This is a genomic window from Bradyrhizobium quebecense, assembly GCF_013373795.3.
Classification (GTDB): domain Bacteria; phylum Pseudomonadota; class Alphaproteobacteria; order Rhizobiales; family Xanthobacteraceae; genus Bradyrhizobium; species Bradyrhizobium quebecense.
In genome coordinates, this window is sequence record NZ_CP088022.1 from 862,297 (window position 1) to 883,267 (window position 20,971).

The window sequence follows — 20,971 nt, forward strand, 5'->3', positions numbered from 1 at the left end:
AGCGATGACGGCAACGCTCGAGGTCAGCGATCTCAGGAAACAGTTTGCGATCGGCCGCCCGGCGATCGACGGTGTCAGCTTTGGCGTGCCGGCTGGCGAGATCGTGGTGCTGCTCGGGCCGTCCGGCTGCGGCAAGACCACGACGCTGCGCTGCGTCGCCGGGCTCGAGCATCCGACCGATGGCGAGATCAGCATTTCCGGGCGGGTGGTGTCGTCGCCGGCGCGCGGCATCCTGGTGCCGCCGCGCTTGCGCAATCTCGGCATGGTGTTCCAGTCCTATGCGGTGTGGCCGCATATGACGGTGCGGCAGAACGTGATCTATCCGCTGAAGCACCGGACGATCGGGCGCACCGATGCCGCCCGCATGGTCGACGACGCACTGGCGCTGGTCGGATTGTCCGACTATGCCGACCGGCCGGTGGTGGCGCTGTCGGGCGGGCAGATGCAGCGCGTTGCGCTGGCGCGCAGCATGGTGTACCGGCCGCAACTCCTGCTGCTCGACGAGCCGCTGTCGAACCTCGATGCCAAACTGCGCCTGCGGCTGCGCGACGACCTCCGCGTCATCCTCAAGCAGACCGGGATGACCGCACTCTATGTCACCCACGATCAGGCCGAGGCGGTCGTGCTCGGCGACCGGATCGGCGTGATGCGCGACGGCACGCTGCTGCAGATGGACACGCCGGACGTGATCTACAACCGCCCGGCCGATCTGTTCGTCGCCAATTTCACCGGTGCGACCAACGAGCTCGCCGGCACGCTGGTCGCGTGCAATGGCGGCTATGGTGTGGTCGATTTCGGCGACGGCCGGCAGGGTGAGGTCGCGCTGTTCCAGGCGCTTAAGCCCGACGAGAAGGTGCGCGTGGCGCTGCGGCCCGAGAACATCGCGATCGGCCGGCCCGATGGCGCCAACACGTTTGCGGCGAAGGTGCTCGACCGTCGCTATCAGGGCACGCAGACCGCCTACGGCATCGAGCTGTTCGGCAAACGGCTGGAGGCGATCGAGCTCGGCACCGCCGCGCGCCATCAGGTCGGCGTCGAGGCACAGGTCGCGCTGCCGCGTGAATGCCTGTGGGCTTACCGTGACAATGGGCCGGCGACCCAGGACTGAACAGAATCTACTGAGCAGAAGCTATTGCAGCGCCATTCCGGCAGACTTGATGACGGTGGTCAGCTTCTGCTGATCGGCCTTCATCAGCGCGGCGAGCTCATCGAGCGACATCGGCTTGCCCGGAATATTGGCGAGCGACAGCTGGCGCCGCACGTCAGGGTTCTGCAACGCCTTGTTGATCGCCGCATTGATCTTCTCAAGCAGCGGCGCCGGTGTCGCGGCCGGCACGTAGATGCCGTACCAGGGAACGTAGGCGGCTTCGGCAAAGCCGGCTTCCGCGATGGTCGGGACGTCGGGCAGGTCGGGGACGCGCTTGTCGGTGAACACAGCGAGCGGCTTGACGGTGCCGGCCTTGATGTGCGGCAGCGCAAGTTCGAGCGAAACGATCTCGAAATGCATCAGGTTGGTCATCAGGTCGATCAGCGCCTGCGGCTGGCCCTTGTAGCCGACATTGGTCAGCTTGATGCCGGCGGCCTGAAACAGTTTCTGGGCGCTGAGGTCGATCGACGATCCGGTGCCGGGATTCCCGAAATTGAACTGTCCGGGCTGCTTGCGGGCGAGCTCGACGAATTCGCCGATGCTCTTCACCGGCATCGACGGATGCACCAGCGCCACGCTTTGATTCCAGACCGCGAGGCCGACGCACCTGAAGTCCCTTGCCGCGTTCCAGCCGGCGTCCTTGTAGAGATCCGGGTTGACCAGAAGCGCGGGGCCGGTGACGACCCAGGTGTAGCCATCCGGCTCGCTGCGCGCGACGGCGGCGGTGCCGATATTGCTGTTGCCGCCTGGGCGCGCCTCCACCACGACGGTCTGCTTCCAGTCGCGGCCGACCTGCTCGGTCACGGCGCGCGCGACGATATCGACGATGCCGCCGGCAGGGTAGGGTACGATGATGTGGATCGGCCGGCTTGGATAATTGTCCTGCGCGTTGGCGCCGGCGCTAACCAGCAGGACAGATGCGATGGTCGCGAGCAGTCGAACGGCGGTTGCGATGCCGCGCATGTCTCCCTCCCATATCTGCCGCATCGTCTGCGCGATGCGTACTTTTAATGCATGATCTCTTCGGAAAACCGCTTCACACTTTTCCGGATCATGCCCTAGTCGTTGGCCACCAGCGAGCGGATGCTGCGGGCGAGCCCGAGCATGCGCGGCCCGCATTCGCGCTCGATCTGCTCGGCGCTGAAGCGGAACGAGGGGATGCCGCAATTGACCGAGAGGCACTCGCCGGTGGGTGTGCGATAGAGCGGGGCGGCGACGCCGAAGATCTCGCGCCGCCATTCGCCGAGCGAGACCGCAAAGCCGCGCTCGTTGCAGAGCTCGATGTCCGGCAGCGTGCGCCGTTCGACGTAGTCGAGTTCCTCAGGACGCTCGGCCTTCACGCGCGCTACATAGGCGTCGCGTTCGTCCTTCGTGAACAGCGATAGCAGCGCGCGCCCGACCGCAGTCGGCGCCAGCGAAGAGACAAAGCCCACGTCAGGCACGTGCGGCACCGCGTCCGTCGTACGCAGCGTTTCGACATAGATGAAGTCGAGCCCGAACGGCATCGCGATCGACACTGTGCCGCCGGTGTAGGCCGCGAAGTCGCGCATCAGCGGACGCGCGAGCTGGCGGACCTTCAGCGACGACAGCACCGGATAGGCGGCGGCAAGCACGCCGAGCCCGAGCACGAAGCGGCCCTTGGCGTCGCGCCTGAGATAGCCGAGCTGCTCCAGCGTGTAGGTCAGGCGCGAGACGGTCGGCCGCGACAGGCCGGTGTGCTCGGCAAGCTCCGCATTCGAGAGCGGGCCGGTGTGGTTGCGGAAGGCCGCCAACAGATCGAGCCCGTGCGCCAGCGTGGTCGCAAAGGAGGGATCGGCCTGGGATTCGAGAGAGGACAATGCCGCCATACGAAATAATGGTCTCAAATGGACATATATGTCAATATATCGAAATGAATTTGCAAGTCGTTTCGAGATAGGTTTATCTCCCGTCCAAAAGACGGGAGGCGGCATGGATTTCGATCTGTCCGAACGGTCGGAGTGGTGGCGGAAAGATCTGTTGGCCTTCTTCGAGAAGGCGGTGCTGCCGCGCCATCGCGCCTGGCTCGACCATGTCCGCGCGCACAGCGATACGCCGCCGTTCATGGCCGAACTGCAGCAACAGGCGCGCGCGGCGGGCCTGTGGAATCTCGGTCTGCCCGAATTGGCGGACGATGAGCCGGGCACGCGCCTCTCCAATCTCGACTACGCGCCGCTGGCGGAGATCATGGGCCGGCTGTTCTGGGCGCCGGAGGTGTTCAACTGCCAGGCTCCCGACGTGCCGAACATGATCGCGTTGCAGGCCTGCGCAACGCCGGCGCAGAAGAAGCGTTGGCTGGCGCCGCTGCTCAACGCCGAGACGCGCTCCGCCTTCGGCATGACCGAACCCGATGTCGCCTCATCCGATGCCACCAACATCGCAACGCGGATGGTGCGCGACGGCGACCACTACGTCATCAACGGCCGCAAATGGTTCATCACCGGCGCCGCGCATCCGCGCTGCAGCTTCCTGATCGTGATGGGCGTGACCGATGCCGGCGCCGAGCGCACCAGCCGGCATTCCTGCATCATCGTGCCGATGGATACGCCCGGCGTGCGGCTGGTGCGGCGGCTGCGCTGGATGGGTTGCGAGGATCATACAGCGCCGATCGGCGAGCTGGTGTTCGACAATGTGCGCGTGCCGGCGGAGAATCTGCTCGGGGCCGAGGGCGAGGGTTTCAAGGTCGCGCAGATCCGGCTCGGACCGGCGCGCATCCACCATTGCATGCGCTCGATCGGGCTCTGCGAGCTCCTGATCGAGTTGATGATGGCGCGCGCCGCGGAGCGCAGCGCATTCGGGCGCACCGTGATCCAGTACGATACCGTCCAGCGCTGGATCGCCGAAGCCCGCGTCGAGCTGGAGCAGGCGCGGTTGCTCGCCTGGCGCTGCGCCTGGCGGCTCGATCAGGCCGGCCATCACGGCGCCTGGCGCGACGTCTCGCTGATCAAGGTCGCGGTGCCCGCGATGCTGCAAAAGATCGCCGACCGCGCGATGCAGGTGTTCGGCGCGATGGGCGGCTCAGACGATACGCCGATCCACCAGGCGCTGGCGTGGGGACGTCTGCTGCGGATCGGCGACGGGCCCGACGAGGTGCATCTGCGCCAGATTTTCCGGATGGAGCCGATGCCGGAATGGTCGATCGCCAATTCGCCCTATCTTGCTGCACATCCCGCCTGAGCGGCGCTAGAGTATCCACCGAATTATCCCTAGACGAGGCGCCCTTCCGATGACGATGACCGAGCAAGCCCGAGACGCAAAGCCCGCCGCGATCGACAAGGAGCGGCTGCGCCTGAAATATCAGGAGGAGCGCAACAAGCGGCTGCGTCCTGACGGCAATGACCAGTATCTGCAGATCAAGGGTCAGCTCGCGCATTATCTCGACGATCCCTATACGCCGGTGGTGGAGCGTGCGCCCAAGACCGGCCACGTCACCTTCGCCTTCATCGGCGGCGGCTTTGCCGGGCTCGCCACCGCGGCGCGGCTGACCGAGGTCGGGGTGAAGGATGTCCGCATTGTCGAGAAGGGCGGCGATTTCGGCGGCACTTGGTACTGGAACCGGTATCCCGGCGCGCAGTGCGACACCGCGTCGATGGTCTATATGCCGCTGCTCGAAGAGACCGGCCACATGCCGACGGAGAAATACGCGCATGCGCCCGAAATTCTGGCGCACTGCCAGCGGATCGGCCGGCAGTTCAATCTCTACGACAACGCGCTGTTTCACACCGAGGTGACGAGCCTCGACTGGGACGCGGCGCAATCGCGCTGGATCGTCCGCACCACCAGGGGTGATGCCTTCACCGCGCAGTATGTCGGCATCGGCACCGGCCCGCTGCATGTGCCGAAATTGCCCGGCATTCCCGGCATCGAGCGCTTCAAGGGTCACTCGTTCCACACCAGCCGCTGGGATTACGACTACACCGGCGGCGATCCCCGGGGCGCGCTGATGGACAAGCTTGCTGACAAGCGCGTCGGCATCATCGGCACCGGCGCAACGTCGGTGCAATGCATTCCGTACCTCGCGCGCGCCTGCAAGGAGCTCTACGTGTTCCAGCGCACGCCGTCGTCGGTCGACGTGCGCGGCAACGGCCCGATCGATCCGGACTGGTTCGCCGATATCGCGACACCGGGCTGGCAGCAGCGCTGGCTGGAGAATTTCACCGCCAACCAGGCCGGTGGATCGGCCGAGGAAGATCTGGTGCAGGACGGCTGGACCGATCTGTCGAAGCGAATCCGCGCCAAAGTCATGCTGCTGCCGCGCGAGCAGCGGACCGTGGAAAACATGCGGGCGGTCTTCGAGGATTCCGACTTCGAGAAGATGGAGGAGATCCGCAACCGGGTCGACAGCATCGTCGGCGACCCCGAGACGGCCAGGAATCTCAAGGCCTGGTATGGCCAGCTCTGCAAGCGGCCATGTTTCCACGACGCCTATCTTCAGGCGTTCAACACGCCCGGCACGCATCTGGTGGATACTGACGGCAAGGGTGTCGAAGAGATTACCGAGAACGGGATTGTCGTCGCGGGCAAGGAATACAAGCTCGACTGCATCATCTACGCATCGGGCTTTGAGGTCGGCACGGAATATCGCAGGCGCGCGGGCTTCGATCTGACCGGCCGCGACGGCATCAAGCTGTCGGAGCATTGGGCCGCCGGCATGCGCACTAAGCACGGCATCCACGTGCATGGCTTCCCCAACGTGTTTTTCGTGCAGCCGACCCAGGGCGCCAACCTCATTTCCAACGTACCGCACAACCTGACGGAAGCGGCGCGGACCATCGCCCTGATGGTCGCTCATGCGCAGGACAACAGCTTCAAGGAAATCGAAGTCAGCAAGGAAGCCGAGGATCGCTGGGTCGAGCTGCTGCTGACCGCGGTCGGCCGGATGATCGGTGGGCCGGATTGCACGCCCGGCTACTACAACAATGAAGGACGCGAGCCCGGACCTGCCGCCAAGCTCAATGTCGGCTATCCGGCGGGCGCGTTGGCCTACTTCAAATACATCGATGGCTGGCGCCGCAGCGGCCAGTTCGAAGGCGTGCAATTCCGCTGAGTAATGCGCGACCGGGACTGATCTTCGCCAAACGAGGGAGTGCTTGAGTAATGACCCAGACAACCGCAGGTGAGACGTCGCATGAACTTCCGAAGGCGGCGTCCGCGCCGGTCATCGCGCAGCACGAAGCCACGCTGAAAGCGCTACCGTTCGCCGACACCAGGGATTTCGACGACGCCGCGCGCGGCTTCCTCGGCACCATCGAGAACGCGCGCGTCACCTCGGCCCAGGGCAGGGTGGTGTGGAGCCTTGAGCCTTACGGTTTCCTCTCCGACGAGAAGGCGCCTGCGACCGTCGATCCGAGCCTGTGGCGGCAGTCGCGGCTCAACATGCATCACGGCCTGTTCGAGGTGGTGCCAGGCGTCTACCAGGTGCGCGGGCTCGACATTGCCAACATGACACTGATCGAGGGCGACAAGGGCGTCATCGTGGTCGACACCCTGACCTCGATCGAGGGCGCACGCGCCGCGATGGAACTGTACTTCCAGCATCGCGGCAAACGGCCCGTCGCGGCCGTGATCTTCACCCATACCCACACCGACCATTGGGGCGGCGCGCGCGGCGTGCTCGACGACGCCATGCTGGCGGCCGGCGTGCCGATCATTGCGCCGAACTTCTTCATGGAGCACGCGGTCTCCGAGAACATCATCGCGGGGCCGGCGATGCTGCGCCGCGCGCAATACCAGTTCGGGCCGTTCCTCGCCAAGGGCGTGCGCGGCCAGGTCGATTGCGGCCTCGGCAAGACCATGGCGGCGGGCGGTGTGGCGCTGTTGCGGCCGACCGATCTGATCATCGCGACCGGCGACAAGCGCGTGATCGACGGCGTCGAGTTCGAATTCCAGATGGCGCCGAACAGCGAAGCACCGGCGGAGATGCATTTCTTCATTCCGCGCTACAAGCTCTTGAACCTCGCGGAGAACTGCACGCACAATTTCCACAATCTGCTGCCGTTCCGCGGCGCCGATGTGCGCGATGCGCTGGCCTGGTCGAAATATCTCGGCGAGGCGCTGCAGATGTGGGGCGGCAAGGCCGAGGCGATGTGCGGCCAGCACCATTGGCCGGTGTGGGGGCGGGAGCGCATCGACACCATGATCCGCCAGCAGCGCGACCTCTACAAATACGCGCATGACCAGACCATCCGGCTGATGAACCACGGCCTCAATGCGGCCGAGATTGCCGAGACGATCCGCCTGCCCTCGAGCCTCGAAGGCGCCTGGCACGGCCGCGGCTATTACGGCCACATCAGGCACAATGTGAAGGCGATCTACCAGAAGTATCTCGGCTGGTACGACGCCAATCCGGTCAATCTCGATTCCCTGCCGCCGGTCGAGGCCGGCAAGAAATATGTCGAGTATATGGGCGGTGCCGACGCGATCCTGAAACGCGCCACCGCCGATTTCGCCAAGGGTGAATTCCGTTTTGTGGCGCAGGCCGTCAGCCATCTCGTGTTCGCCGAGCCTGATAATCAGGCGGCGCGCGCGTTGCTGGCCGACGCGTTCGAGCAACTCGGCTACGCCGCCGAGAGCTCGACCTGGCGCAACGCTTATCTGTTCGGTGCCCAGGAGCTGCGGCAGGGCATGCCGAAGACGCCGCCGCGCTCGCCGATGCCGCGCGAGACGCTGGCTGCGCTCCGCACCGAGCAGCTCTGGGACGTGCTCGGCATCCGCCTCAACGGCCCCAAGGCCGAAGGCAAGCGCATCGTGCTGAACTGGAATTTTACCGATACGGGCGAGAGCTTCATCCTCAACCTCGAGAACTCGGCGCTGACTTACGTCAAGGGCGCGCAGGCCGCCGATGCGCATGCGAGCTTCACTCTGGCGCGCAGCGTGCTCGACGAGGTCATCGCCAAGCTGACCACGTTCCCGGAAGCGGTCGGCGCCGGCAAGATCAAGGCATCTGGCGAGCCGCTGCGGCTCGGCGAACTGATGCTGCTGATGGACGAATTCCCGCGGATGTTCGAGATCGTCGAGCCGAAGCGGACGGTGGTGACGTAGTAAGGTTCGTACCGTCTCGCCGGATCGAGCAACTCCGCCACCGTCACCCTGAGGAGCGCGTAGCGCGTCTCGAAGGGTCGACGGCCCGGCTGGTGGCCGTGCATCCTTCGAGGCTCGCTCCGCTCGCACCTCAAGCGACAAAGGCGAAGCCTTTGCGCGGGGATGACGGGTAGACAAATGTGGCAAGGCGTCATGGCGAGGAGCGTAGCGACGAAGCAATCCTTTCCTCGCTTGGGAGAAGATGGATTGCTTCGCTCCGCTCGCAATGAGGGGAGCGGGCGCCTCGATCGCTATCTCAAATCCCGAGATACGCCGCCTGCACTTGGTTATTGTTGGCGAGTTCGGCGCTCGAGCCCTGCATGATCACGTTGCCGCTTTCCAGCACATAGGCGCGCTGCACCAGCGACAGAGCGCGGCTGACATTCTGCTCCACCAGGAGGATCGCGGTGCCCATCTTGTGGATCTCGGCGATCTTCTCGAAGGTGACGTCGGTCATGACAGGCGCCAGGCCCAGCGAAGGCTCGTCCAGCATCAACAGGCGCGGCTTCAGCATCAGGCCGCGGCCGACCGCGACCATCTGCTGCTCGCCGCCGCTCATGGTGCCGGCGAGCTGCTTCCTGCGGTCGGCGAGCCGCGGAAAGATGCTGTAGACGAGCTCCATCGTACGCGTGCGATCCGCCTTGGCCTTCGGCGTGTAGGCGCCGATCTCGAGATTTTCCTGCACGGTCATTTCCGGAAATACCTGGCGGCCTTCCGGGACGTGCGCGATGCCGAGCTCGGGAATCCGGTAGGGCGGCAGCGTGGCGAGGTCGACGCCGTCGAAAGTGACCTTGCCTGCGAACAGTTTGACGAGGCCGGAGACGGCGCGCAGCGTCGTGCTCTTGCCGGCGCCGTTGGCCCCCAGCAGGCCGACGGCTTCGCCTTCGCCAATGGAGATGCTGACGTCGGTGATGGCGGGGACCGAGCCGTAGCTGGCGCTGACGCGGGAGAGCTCAAGCATGGGCGTCTCCCTGCGCCGGCGGATGCACGTAGGAGCCGAGATAGGCGCGGATCACTTCCGGATTCTCCACGATCTCCTTTGGCGTACCCTCGGCGATCTTCTGGCCGTGGTCGAGCACCACGATGTGACGGGCCACCGCCATGATCGCGCGCATGACATGCTCGACGATCACGATGGTCAGGCCGCTGGCAGAGAGTTTTTTCACCAGCGTCACCGCCTGGTCGATTTCGGCCGGGTTGAGCCCGGCCATCACCTCGTCGAGCAGCAGGATTCTCGGTTGCGTCGCCAGCGCGCGGGCCATCTCCAGCCGGCGCTGGTCGATGGTGGTGAGGTCCTTGGCCGGCGTCTGCTCCCTGGCGCCGAGGCCGACGAATTCGATCGCCTCCAGCGCCTTGTTGCGCGCGGCGGCGACATGGCGGTCGCGCAGGAACGCGCCGGTCATCACGTTGGCGAGCACCGTCATCGCGCCAAACGGCTTCGCCACCTGGAAGGTGCGGGCAAGGCCGAGCGCGCAGACGTCATGCGGCCGCAAGCCCACGACCTCGTGACCGAAGGCGAGCACCGAGCCGGAGTCCGGGCGGTGAAATCCCGTGATCAAATGAAAGCTCGTGGTCTTGCCCGCGCCGTTCGGCCCGATCAGCGCAACCGTCTCGTTCTCCTGCACCGTGAAGCTGACGTCCTGCACCGCGCGCAGGCCGCCGAAGCGCTTGCTGAGACCCTTGACGACCAGTGCTTCTGCCATCGCAACGACCTCAGGCGCGTGCCGGCTTGCGCCGGATGGTGCGGTGGTAGATGTCGGTCGCAAACCCGATCAGCCCGGTCGGCCGCCACAGGATCACCGCCATCAGGATCAGGCTGTAGACCGTGAGCTGGATGCCGCCGACCGAGCTGCCGAGCCAGCTTTGCAGCAGCGCGGAAGTGGTCTCCAGCAGCACGGTGCCGATCACGGGCCCCCACAATGTGCCGATGCCGCCGACGATCGAGACCAGCGCGGCCTCGATCGAGACGCTGAAGCTGAACGCGGTCGCCGGATCGATGAAGTAGATGTACTGGGTGTAGAAGGTTCCGGCGAGCGCGGTCAGGAGCGCGCTGATCATGTAGATGTCGCGCTTGACCTTCGGTGCGTTGACGCCGACCGCCTCAGCCGCGTCCTCATCCTCGCCGATCGCGACGAGGTAGTAGCCGATCCAGGATTTCTCGATTTGGTGGGTGATCCACAGGCCGACCACGAGCAAGCCCAGCACGACGTAGTAGTACGAGGACTTCTCCTCGAACTGCATCATCAGCGGCGCGCTGCCAAGATTCGGGATCGTGGTGCCTTCGGCACCCCAGGCGAAATCGCGGAATTTGAGGAAGATTAGCATCAGCACCTGGGCGGTCGCGATGGTGGCGATGGTGAAATAGGGGCCGCGCAGGCGGAAGCAGAGCCAGCCGATCGGCAGGCTCGCCAGCATCGCGACCACGCCGCCCGCGATCATCCCGATCCAGGGCGAGATGCCGTAGTTCACCTGCATGATGGTCGAGGTGTAGGCGCCGAGCCCGAAATAGGCGGCGTGCCCGAGCGACAGCTGCTTGGCATAACCGCCCATCAGGTTCCAGGCGACGCCGATGAAGGAGAACAGCAGGATGCGGATGAAGATGTCGATCGCGAACGACGAGGTGACGAGCTGGGGCAGGGCGAGCATGACGACGGCCCCGATCGCGAGCCACAGCCATTTCATGTTGCCGGAGGTCTGCATCAGCGGCCCCTCCTGGCGCCGAGGCCGCTCGGCCTGAAGGCAAGCGTCAGCAGCAGCAGCGCGAACACCACGATCAGGCCAGAGTCCGCGCCGACGAACTGGATGCCGAGCGATTCTGCCACGCCCATCATCAGGCTCGCGACCAGCGCGCCCATCACATTGCCGAGCGTACCCATCACGACCGCGACGAACGCCATCAGCACGAACACCTGGCCGACGAACGGATAGGCCGAATAGAACGGCATCAAGAGCGAGCCGGCGGCACCGGCGAGCGCCAGCGCGGTGCCGAACGCGACCGCGAACACGCGGTTCGGATTGATCCCCATCAGCATCGCGACGTCGCGGTTCTGCGACGCCGCGCGCATAGCGCGGCCGAGATCGGTGGTGTGCAGGAACACCCAGAGCAGCCCGCTGAGTGCCATCGCGACCACAAAGGCGATCAGTTTCGCCACGGGAATGTACAGCCCGCCGATGTGCCACGCTTCATCCGAATAGGAGGTATGGACGGTGCGGTAGTTGGCGCTGAACAGCATCAGCGAGAGATTGAGCAGCAGCAGCGACAGCGCAAAGGTCAGGAAGATCTGCGGCATGTCGTTTGGCCCGAGCACCCTGCGGATCAGGAAATGCTGGATTAGGACGCCGGCAAGGAACAGCACCGGCATCGAGGCGACCAGCGAGGCCAGCGGATCGATGCCGAACTGGGTGGCGAGGAAGAACGAGATATACATCCCGATCATCACGAACTCGCCCTGGGCGAAGTTGACGATCTTGACCACGCCGAAGATCAGCGTGACGCCGATGCTGACCAGCGCGTAGATACCGCCGATGAGCAGGCCGTTGATGACAGCCTGGGCCAGTGTCTCCCACATGCGATGCGACCGCGGTTCAGGTCTTCATCAGCGGGGCGCGGGCGTCTTCCTTGGGGAAGATGCTGGCGAGATCGGCGTTCTGCCACTGCACGCCGACCGGACGGCCATAGACGTTCTTGCCGTCGGGGCCGAACTTCACCTTGCCGCCGGGCGCCATCGCCGCGTAACCCGAGGAGACGTCGAGCGTCGAGAGCGCCTCGCGCACCTTCTTCGGATCGGCGGAGGCGGCGCGCTCCAGCGCGTCGGCCAGCATGAAGGTCTGCGCGACCAGGCCGCCGGCATATTCGAAGGCGAACTCGCCGGTGCGCTTCTTGAATTCGGCGTTGACCTTCTGCGCATCCTCGTTGACGTCGTGGTTCCAGTGCGCGACGCCCTGCAGGCCCTCGGCGGCCTTGCCGACATTCTTGTAGAAGTCCGGCATCACGAAGCCGCCCGAGCCGCCATTGATCGCGATGTCGAGCCCGACCTGCTTCACGGTGCGCACGATCAGGATGAGGTCGTTGAGATAGGACAGCGAGAACAGCGTGTTGGCGCCGGAGGCCTTGACCTTGTTGATCAGCGGGCTCGCATCGGTGAAGCCGGCCGAGTAGGGCTCGAACATCACGATCTCGACACCTTCGCCGGGCGCCAGCTCCTTCAGCCCGTTCGAGGTCGAGGTGCCGAATGCGGTGTTCTCGAAGATGACGGCGACCTTGGCCTGCTCGCTGACCAGCTTGGCCATCTGCAGCTGCGCCTTGGCGAATTGCGAGGCGCGCGCGAACGGCGTGAAGGTGTAGGTGCGTCCCTTGTTGAGCTGGTCGGAGCTCGATCCGGTGATGATCGGAACCCGGGCGCGCTCGCAGACTTCGCTTGCGATCAAGGTCAGCGCGCTGGCGTAGCAGCCATGGATCGCCGACAGCTTGTTGCCGGTGATGAGCCGGTCCGTCTCGGTGCGCGTCACCGTGGTGTCGCTCTGCACGTCGGACGCGATGAGGTTGAGCTTGGCGCCGCCGAGCGACTTGATGCCGCCGGCTTCATTGACCATGTCGACCGCGAGCTTGGCTGCTGCGACGCAGCCGACGCCGATCTGCGCCATGCTGCCGGTGCTCGGATAGAGCGCGCCGATATTGATCGGGTCGGCGGCCCAGCCGCGCAGCGGGACGGCGCCGAATGCGCCAGCCGCGAGCACGCCGCCGGTTTTGACCAGGAACTTGCGGCGGGTCAGCTTTGTCCGTGAGGCCTTGGTCGGTGCGGCATTATTAATGGTCGACGGCTTGCTGTCCCCTGTCATGGCGTTCCCCCTGTGCGACGGGCGGCACGGTTGCTCCGTCCGCGCGCTTATTTTTTTTGCTCAAGCGGGGCGCATAAGAGCACGTAATTCGGCAATCGCAAAGGCAATATCGGCCGAGGCCACGGGGGAAACGCGTTGCGACTGGTGCGTCGCAGCAATCGCGCGACGCGCGCATGTGAGCCGTTCGCTGCGTGGGAGTTGCCGCCGGATGCGGCGGTATTATTGACAATCGAATGGCCCGCCGGACCGGCACAGGGGGTGCCGGCCGGCCCGCCGGATCATTCGATCGGCCGCTGCAACGGCTATTCCGCGCTCGCCACCAGCTTGAAGCGCGGCTTGGCTTCCATCAGGCTGCGATAGGCGGCGAGATAGTCGAGCGCCATGCGGCGCGCGGTGAAGCGGGTCTCGAACTGCTTGCGGATAGCTTCGCGGTTGAGCGTCGAAAGCCGGCCGACCGAGGAGATCGCGCTGATCTCGTCCTCGACGATGAATCCGGTCAGGCCATCCTCGATGATCTCGGGCACCGAGCCGCGGTTATAGGCGATGACGGGCGTGCCGCAGGCCATCGCTTCGATCATCACGAGGCCGAACGGCTCCGGCCAGTCGATTGGAACCAAGAGCCCGATCGCGCCGCTGAGAAAATCCGGCTTCTCGCGGTCGCTGATCTCGCCGATGAACTCGATCAACGGGTTGTTGGTGATCAGCGGCTTGATCAACTCGTCGTAATACTCCTGGTCGGCGCGATCGACCTTGGCTGCGATCTTCAGCGGAATGCCGCAGCGGGTTGCGATCTTGATCGCGCGATCGACGCCTTTCTCCGGCGCGATGCGCCCGAGCACGGCGAGATAGGATTGCTTGGCCGGTTGCGGCGTCAGCAAATTCTCCGGCAGGCCGTGATGGATGGTGCGCACCCAGTGCGCCTGCGGTACCGGCCGCCGCTGCGCATTGGAGATCGAGATCACCGGGATCTTGGAGAAGGTGTTGAAAACGGGCTGGTGCTCCGGCAGGTCGAGCCGTCCGTGCAGCGTGGTCACGAAGGGCGTCGGCTGCCGCGAGAACGCCGACCACGGATAGTAGTCGAGATGGAAATGCAGGAAGTCGAATTCGTCATCGTCGGCTTTCTGCCGCACACGCTCCAGCATCACCATGTGCAGCGCATTGGGGTCGCGGACGGAACCGTCGAGCCGCAGTGCCTTCGGCCAGGTCGCATCGAGCTTCGCGGAGGTCTGTGAGTCGCCGCTGGCGAACAACGTCACGTCATGTCCAAGTGTTACAAGTTCTTCGGTCAGCCAGTGCACGACCCGTTCGGTGCCGCCGTAGAGCTTGGGGGGAACAGCCTCTGTCAGCGGGGCAACCTGCGCGATGCGCATTTATCCGTCTCCTGTTTGCGATGTGGATGAACCCTCAGCCCTCTGATGGCACCGACATGCCAAGGACGGGAACGTTCTCGCACGTGCGAGGTTCCTTAGGTGTGGGAGATCTGCCGCTTCTTTCTTCCATCACACTGTGGTCTTGCTGATGCCATCTCGCTCCAACACGTTTTTGCCGACGCCAGCGTTGCAAAATTGCCGCGCAGTGATGGCTGCATCAAGGAATCCCACCGCCGCCCTTCACGTCATCGTGCACGAGAGCTTCGACTAATGTTTTCTCGTTCACCTTCAACAGCTTTTGCAGGACGTCATGGACCATCTGTCAGGCTATGCGCATCGCCCGTTCCCCTTCGTGCTGCGCTATCTGCGTCGGCGGCTTCCTTCGCATGTCGTCATCTTATCGGCCGTCGTCGCGGCGGTTGCCTGTTCGGTAGGCACGCAATACGGCGTGAAGAATCTGGTCGACGCATTGTCGGCAGGGCCGTTGGCCGCGAATGGCGTATGGCTGGCATTCGCTCTGCTCATGTCGCTGATCGCAGCCGACAACTTCCTGTGGCGGATCGCGAGTTGGACCGCGAGCTACACCTTCGTCAGCGTCAGCGGCGATCTTCGCCGCGATATGTTCCGCCATCTCACCGGCCACGCGCCGAGCTATTTCACGGACCGGCTGCCGGGCATGCTGACCAGCCGGATTACGGCGACGTCGAACGCGGTCTACACCGTCGAGAACATGTTCGTATGGAATGTGTTGCCGCCTTGCATCGCCACCTTCGCGGCGATCACCCTGGTTGGAACCGTCAGCGTGACAATGTCAGCAGTGCTGATCCTGATTGCGGGAACCATGGTCGTGGCCATGTTCCGCATGGCGGCCGCCGGCAGACCGCTGCATGACGATTTCGCCAACAGAGCGGCGGCCGTGGACGGCGAAATGGTCGACGTCATCAACAACCTGCCGCTGGTGCGCGCGTTCTGTGGCCTCGGCTACGAGCACGACCGCTTCGATGCGACCGTCAATCGGGAACTCGTGGCGCGCGGCCGTTCCTTGCGCTATCTCGAAAAGCTTCGTCTCGTTCACGCTGCCGTGACCGTCATTCTGACGATCGCGATGCTGGCCTGGGCTCTCAATCTCTGGCAGCAGGGCGCCGCGACCACCGGCGACGTCGTGCTGGTCTGCACGCTCGGCATCTCGATCCTCAGCGCCACCCGCGATCTCGCCGTTGCGCTGGTCGACGTCACCCAGCATGTCGCCCGCCTGACCGAGGCGCTGGCGACGCTGTTGCAGCCGCACGAGCTGAAGGACCATCCGGAAGCCGAGGTGCTGGTGAAGAGCGGCGCGGCGATCGCCTTCAACAATGTCTCGTTCCGCTATCCCGGCGGCCTGCAGGTGTTCGAGCGTTTCAGCCTGCGCATCCAGCCCGGCCAGCGGGTCGGCTTGGTCGGCCAGTCCGGCGGCGGCAAGTCAACACTGTTTACCCTTCTGCAGCGCTTCTACGACGTCGAGCAGGGCAACATCACGGTCGACGGCCAGGACATCTCGCGCGTCACCCAGCAGAGCCTGCGCGCCGCGATCTCGGTGGTGCCGCAGGATATCTCGCTGTTCCACCGGTCGATCCTGGAGAACATCCGTTACGGCCGGCCGGACGCCACCGACGACGAGGTGCGGCGGGCGGCGATCGCGGCGCGCTGCGACTTCATCGAAGGCCTGCCCGAGGGCATGAACACCATCGTCGGCGACCGCGGCGTCAAGGTCTCCGGCGGCCAGCGCCAGCGGATCGCGATCGCGCGCGCCTTCCTGAAGGACGCGCCGATCCTGCTGCTCGACGAGGCCACCGCGGCGCTCGATGCGGACTCCGAGGAGGCGATCCGCGAGGCGTTGTCGCGACTGATGCGCGGGCGTACGGTGGTGGCGATCGCGCACCGTCTCGCGACGCTGCGCAGCTTCGACCGCGTGCTCGTGCTGCAAGGCGGCCGGATCGTCGAGGACGGTCCGCCCGATATCCTCGTGAAGGGAAGGGGTCCCTACCGCGACCTGGTCGCGCGCGAGATGGGCCGCCTCTCCACCAGCGCGGCCTGACCCCGCGTCATCAAGCGCGTTGTTGCGTTCCGGTGCGTTCGTTCGAGCCGAGATACGGGCCAAGAGTCGGGCCAAGCAAAGTCGCCAGAGGTTCAGATGGCAGCTGACGTCGTCACGCAGATCATCACTGCTCGCATCACTGAGCACGTCGCCGAATCGCCGTTCTACATTCCGATGACCGGGCCCGCGGCGCGGCCGCGGCGCTCGCTCAAGCATGACGACACCTTCATCGTGCTCGACAGCCATGGCGATATCGGCGCCTCGGCCGGCGGGCCGGATGGCCTGTTCAACGCCGATACGCGCTACCTCGCGCGGCTGGAAATGGTGCTGGAGGACGTGCAGCCGCTGCTGCTCGGCTCCAACATGCGCGACGACAATTCGGCGCTGACGGTCGATCTCACCAATTCCGACGTCTATCGCGACGGCCGTCTGACCTTGCAGAAGGACACGCTGCACATCGTGCGCTCGATCTTCCTATGGCGCGGTACCGCCTATCAGCGCATCGGCCTGCAGAACCACGGCGAACACATCGCGAGCTTCGATCTGACGCTGCTGTTCGACAATGATTTTGCCGACCTGTTCGAGGTGCGCGGCGAGCGGCGGCCGCGGCGTGGCATCGGCTCGAGCAAGCTGCTCGGCCCGACCGACGTCGTGCTGGAATATTGCGGCCTCGACGAGCAGACGCGGATCACCGCGCTGCATTTCGACCCGCGGCCGACCCGGCTGTCGGTCAACGCCGCAACCTATCATTTCGACCTCGAGCCCGGCCGGGTCACGTCGCTGTTCGTGGCGGTGTCTTGCAACAAGCCGATCATGCAGAAGCCGGTGCCGTTCTTCCGCGGGCTCCTGGCGCATCGCCGGGAGATGCGAAATTCGACGGCCGGCGCGGCCAGCATCGAGACGTCGAACAACATCTTCAACGAGGTGCTGTGCCAGGCGATGGCCGATCTCAACATGCTGATGACGGAGACGCCGCAGGGCCGTTACCCCTATGCCGGCATTCCCTGGTATTCGACGACATTCGGCCGCGACGGGCTAATCACCGCGCTGCAAATGCTGTGGGTCGATCCGCGGATCGCCAAGGGCGTGTTGAAGCGGCTCGCGCTGTTCCAGGCCAAGGCGGTCGATCCGCTGTCCGATGCCGCGCCGGGCAAGATCCTGCACGAGATGCGCGGCGGCGAGATGGCCGCGCTGCGCGAGGTGCCGTTCGCGCATTACTACGGCAGCGTCGATTCGACGCCGCTGTTCGTGCTGCTCGCCGGGCTCTATCTGGAGCGCACCGGCGATTTGGAGACGTTGCGCGAGTTGTGGCCGGCGGTGGAGGCGGGGTTGCAATGGATCGACGGTCCGGGCGATCCCGATCGCGACGGCTTCATCGAGTATCAGCGCGCCACTGAGGAGGGGCTGCGGAACCAGGGCTGGAAGGACTCCTTCGACGCCATCTTCCACGCCGACGGCACGCTTGCCGAAGGCAATATCGCGCTGGCTGAGGTGCAAGGCTATGTGTTCGCCGGCAAGCAGCTTGCCGCCCGTGCGGCGCGCAAGCTCGGCTTCGCGGACAAGGCGTCGCGGCTGGAAGCCGAGACCGAGCGGCTGCGCGAGCGGTTCGAGGCGGCGTTCTGGTGCGAGGAGCTCGGCACCTATGCGCTCGCGCTCGACGGCGCCAAGCGGCCGTGCAAGGTGCGCACGTCGAATGCCGGACAGACCTTGTTTTCCGGCATGGTGCGCGAAGACCGCGCGCGACGGGTTGCCGCCGACCTGATGAGCCAGAGATTCTTCTCGGGCTGGGGCATCCGCACCGTCGCCGTGGGCGAGGCGCGCTACAACCCGATGTCCTATCACGACGGCTCGATCTGGCCGCATGACAATGCGCTGATCGCACTCGGATTTGCCCGCTACGGCCTGAAGCATTCGGTCGCGCATCTGTTCAAGGGCCTGTTCGATGCCGCGAGCTATATGGAGCTGCGGCGGCTGCCCGAACTTTTCTGCGGCTTCCGCCGCGAGCGCCGGCGCGGCCCGGTGCTTTATCCGGTGGCCTGCGCACCGCAGGCCTGGGCGAGCGCGACGCCGTTCACGCTGCTGGAGGCCGCGCTTGGGTTGGAGTTCGACATCGGGCGCGGCGAGATCCGCTTGCGCGATCCGCGGCTGCCGGAATTCCTCAACGACGTGGTGCTGCGCGACCTCAGGCTCGGCGCGTCCAGCGTCGATTTGCGGCTGCGGCGACACGACGGCGAGGTGTCGCTCGAAGTGTTACGCACACGCGGCCAGATCCAGGTGTCGATCGTGCTGACGCATTGAGCGTCGTCGCACGGCACGCGCGCGCGAAATCGTGGGGAGAGGTATATGCGTCCGAGGACCATGGTGATGCTGGTTGGAGCGGTGCTGCTGACATGCGCGGGTGTTCGCGCCGCCGACGACGAAGCCCAGGCGCCGCCAGCAATTCAGGCGCCGCCAGCAACTCCTGCGCCGCCAGCAGCCGCTGCACCGAAGGAGCAGGCCAAAGAACCCTCCAAGGAGCCGTCGCCGCCGCCTTCGGTGACCGTGATCGGTGCGCGCGATGCGCACGGCATTCTCGGGCGCGACGTTCGCGGTTCCGCCAATGAGGACATGGGCCGCATTGTCGACGTCATCGTCGACCGCGACGGCAAGGTCCGCGCCGCGGTGATCGATTTCGGCGGCTTTCTGGGCGTCGGCAGCCGCAAGATCGTGGTCGATTGGAACGCACTGCACTTCGCCGGCGTTTCCAGCAAGAGCGACAGCATCACGCTGGACCTGAACAAGCAGCAGGTGAGCGCTGCGCCTGAATACAAGGAAGATACGCCGTTGATCGTGCTTGGCGCGGCCGGCAGTCTTCATCCATGGGATTACGAACATTAGGGGGCTAAAGCTGGTCGCGCGCCCGGACTCTGCTTTCGAGACGGTTGGCGACGATCGTGGCGGGCGATCAGCCGGCGACACCAATATTGTGCCGCTTGTTCCCGGTCAGCCCAGTCCCGAGGAACCGCGCATGCCGTCGCGCGAAAGCCAGCGCGGGCTCGACTGGTTCATCTTCTTCCTGGCCGACGTGCAAACCGGCTTCGGCCCATTCATCGCGGTCTATCTGACGACGCAGAAATGGACCCAGGTCGAGATCGGCTTCGTGCTCTCGATCGGCGGCATTATCGGCCTGCTGGGCCAGGTGCCCGGCGGCGCGATCGTCGATGCGGCTCGCTCGGAGCGGGTCGTCGCCGGCTGGGCGGTGGCCGCCATCGGCGCCGCCGCGCTGGCCTACGCGCTCTGGCCGATCTTTCCGGTGGTGACGCTCGCCGCCACACTGCACGCGCTCGCAAGCTGCGTACTGGGTCCGGCGATCGCCGCGATCAGCCTCGGCCTGGTTGGGCCGCTCGCGATCGGCGAGCGGCTCGGCCGCAATGCACGCTTCGCTTCGCTCGGCAGCGGCTCGGCCGCGGCGCTGATGGGCGCCTGCGGCTATTTCTTGTCGAGCCGTTCGGTGTTTCTCGTGACCTTCTTGCTCGCGATCCCGACGTTGCTGTCGCTGGCGCGGATCCGCGAGCGCGAGATCGACATCGCGCAGGCCCACGGCGAGGTGAAACGCGAGATTCCCGACAAACGAGCGACCAGTATCGTCGGTCTGGTGCGACAGCGGTCGCTCTTGATCTTTGCCGGCGCGATGATGCTGTTCCAGCTCGCCAATGCCGCGATGCTGCCGCTGATGGCGGGCGTCGTCACTACACGGTCGAGCCAATGGGCGCCGGTCCTGATCGCCGCCTGCATCATCGTGCCGCAGGCGATCGTCGCGCTGTGCTCGCCGTCGGTCGGCCGCAAGGCCCAGGCCTGGGGCCGGCGGCCGCTGCTCCTGATCGCCTTCGCCTCGCTGGTGATCCGCGGCCTGTTGTTCGCAACGGTGCGGGATCCCTATCTGCTGGTCATGGTGCAGATCTTCGACGGCATCACCGCGGCGATCTTCAGCGTCATGGTGCCGCTGATCGTGGCCGACGTGGCGTTCGGCAGCGGCCATTTCAACCTGGCGCAGGGCATCGTCGGAACCGCGGTCGGCATCGGCGCGTCGCTCAGCACGGTGCTCGCCGGCTATGTCAGCGACAAGCTCGGCAGCAGCACCGCCTTCATGGGCCTGGCCGGCGTCGCCGCGCTAGGGCTGTTCGTGATCTGGCTGGTGATGCCGGAGACGCGGCGGAGGGCATGACGCAGGCAGGTTTGGCCCCGCGGCGCCCTTCCTCATGCATGCGCCGTCATATATGAGTGATTTGCTGGCGGAACGAGCCGATAGTCCCGTGGATTAATCAATCCAAAATCGTGATCTGGTAGGGGTCGACGCAGCGCGGGCAGGCATTTCGACCGAGGAATGGCATGGAAAATCGAACGACGACGGCGCAAATCACCCGAGCAATGCGGCGTTGGGGGCCTCCCGCCTTTGTGACTTTC

The 20,971-nt window shown here is 65.2% G+C and carries 16 protein-coding genes; 8 read left to right on the top strand and 8 right to left on the bottom strand.

From position 1 onward, the window contains the following. Positions 1–4 precede the first annotated feature (4 nt). Positions 5–1,108: an ABC transporter ATP-binding protein gene (locus HU230_RS04165; protein WP_176532793.1), complete on the top strand. Its 1,104-nt coding sequence runs from the start codon at positions 5–7 to the stop codon at positions 1,106–1,108. Positions 1,109–1,129: 21 nt separating this feature from the next. On the opposite strand, the gene HU230_RS04170 is transcribed toward HU230_RS04165, so the two are convergent. Then, positions 1,130–2,110: a Bug family tripartite tricarboxylate transporter substrate binding protein gene (locus HU230_RS04170; protein WP_176532792.1), complete on the bottom strand. Its 981-nt coding sequence runs from the start codon at positions 2,108–2,110 to the stop codon at positions 1,130–1,132. Positions 2,111–2,205: 95 nt separating this feature from the next. After that, positions 2,206–2,994 carry an IclR family transcriptional regulator gene (locus tag HU230_RS04175; RefSeq protein ID WP_176532791.1) on the bottom strand — a complete coding sequence of 263 codons (789 nt, stop codon included), beginning with the start codon at positions 2,992–2,994 and terminating at the stop codon, positions 2,206–2,208. Between the two features lie 103 nt (positions 2,995–3,097). Here HU230_RS04175 and HU230_RS04180 point away from each other — a divergent pair, with 103 nt between their 5' ends. From HU230_RS04180 to HU230_RS04190, 3 genes are read left to right on the top strand one after another with little or no spacing between them, the layout of a single operon-like run. After that, entirely contained in the window at positions 3,098–4,342 is a 1,245-nt protein-coding gene (locus HU230_RS04180; protein ID WP_176532790.1) for an acyl-CoA dehydrogenase family protein, read from the top strand. 49 nt (positions 4,343–4,391) lie between these two features. Further along, the gene (locus HU230_RS04185) at positions 4,392–6,212 is read left to right on the top strand and encodes a flavin-containing monooxygenase (RefSeq protein ID WP_176532789.1); all 1,821 of its coding nucleotides are present in this window, start codon (positions 4,392–4,394) and stop codon (positions 6,210–6,212) included. A gap of 50 nt (positions 6,213–6,262) precedes the next feature. After that, complete coding sequence (locus tag HU230_RS04190; RefSeq protein ID WP_176532788.1) at positions 6,263–8,206, top strand: alkyl/aryl-sulfatase; 1,944 nt, start codon at positions 6,263–6,265, stop codon at positions 8,204–8,206. A 295-nt stretch (positions 8,207–8,501) separates the two neighbouring features. On the opposite strand, the gene HU230_RS04195 is transcribed toward HU230_RS04190, so the two are convergent. The 6 genes from HU230_RS04195 to HU230_RS04220 form a co-directional block, all read right to left on the bottom strand. Then, positions 8,502–9,206 (bottom strand): ABC transporter ATP-binding protein, encoded by a 705-nt coding sequence (locus HU230_RS04195; RefSeq protein ID WP_176532787.1) that lies wholly within the window; start codon positions 9,204–9,206, stop codon positions 8,502–8,504. Continuing rightward, positions 9,199–9,948 carry an ABC transporter ATP-binding protein gene (locus HU230_RS04200; RefSeq protein WP_176532786.1) on the bottom strand — a complete coding sequence of 250 codons (750 nt, stop codon included), beginning with the start codon at positions 9,946–9,948 and terminating at the stop codon, positions 9,199–9,201. The genes HU230_RS04195 and HU230_RS04200 overlap by 8 nt, the downstream gene beginning before the upstream one ends. A 10-nt stretch (positions 9,949–9,958) precedes the next feature. Continuing rightward, positions 9,959–10,945, bottom strand: a complete 987-nt coding sequence (locus tag HU230_RS04205; protein WP_176532785.1) for a branched-chain amino acid ABC transporter permease — start codon at positions 10,943–10,945, stop codon at positions 9,959–9,961. After that, on the bottom strand, positions 10,945–11,814 hold the full coding sequence (locus tag HU230_RS04210) for a branched-chain amino acid ABC transporter permease (protein ID WP_176532784.1): 870 nt from the start codon (positions 11,812–11,814) through the stop codon (positions 10,945–10,947). The genes HU230_RS04205 and HU230_RS04210 overlap by 1 nt, the downstream gene beginning before the upstream one ends. Before the next feature lie 16 nt (positions 11,815–11,830). Next, positions 11,831–13,084 carry an ABC transporter substrate-binding protein gene (locus HU230_RS04215; protein ID WP_176532783.1) on the bottom strand — a complete coding sequence of 418 codons (1,254 nt, stop codon included), beginning with the start codon at positions 13,082–13,084 and terminating at the stop codon, positions 11,831–11,833. A 302-nt stretch (positions 13,085–13,386) separates the two neighbouring features. Further along, entirely contained in the window at positions 13,387–14,454 is a 1,068-nt protein-coding gene (locus tag HU230_RS04220) for a glycosyltransferase family 4 protein (RefSeq protein ID WP_176532782.1), read from the bottom strand. 310 nt (positions 14,455–14,764) lie between these two features. On the opposite strand from HU230_RS04220, the gene HU230_RS04225 reads away from it, so the two are divergent. The 4 genes from HU230_RS04225 (at position 14,765) to HU230_RS04240 (ending at position 20,732) form a co-directional block, all read left to right on the top strand. Further along, on the top strand, positions 14,765–16,528 hold the full coding sequence (locus HU230_RS04225) for an ABC transporter ATP-binding protein (RefSeq protein ID WP_176532781.1): 1,764 nt from the start codon (positions 14,765–14,767) through the stop codon (positions 16,526–16,528). A gap of 96 nt (positions 16,529–16,624) precedes the next feature. Further along, positions 16,625–18,826 carry an amylo-alpha-1,6-glucosidase gene (locus tag HU230_RS04230; protein WP_176532780.1) on the top strand — a complete coding sequence of 734 codons (2,202 nt, stop codon included), beginning with the start codon at positions 16,625–16,627 and terminating at the stop codon, positions 18,824–18,826. Positions 18,827–18,871: 45 nt separating this feature from the next. Then, complete coding sequence (locus HU230_RS04235; protein WP_176532779.1) at positions 18,872–19,405, top strand: PRC-barrel domain-containing protein; 534 nt, start codon at positions 18,872–18,874, stop codon at positions 19,403–19,405. 130 nt (positions 19,406–19,535) lie between these two features. Beyond that, positions 19,536–20,732: an MFS transporter gene (locus tag HU230_RS04240; RefSeq protein ID WP_210284277.1), complete on the top strand. Its 1,197-nt coding sequence runs from the start codon at positions 19,536–19,538 to the stop codon at positions 20,730–20,732. Positions 20,733–20,971 lie beyond the last annotated feature (239 nt).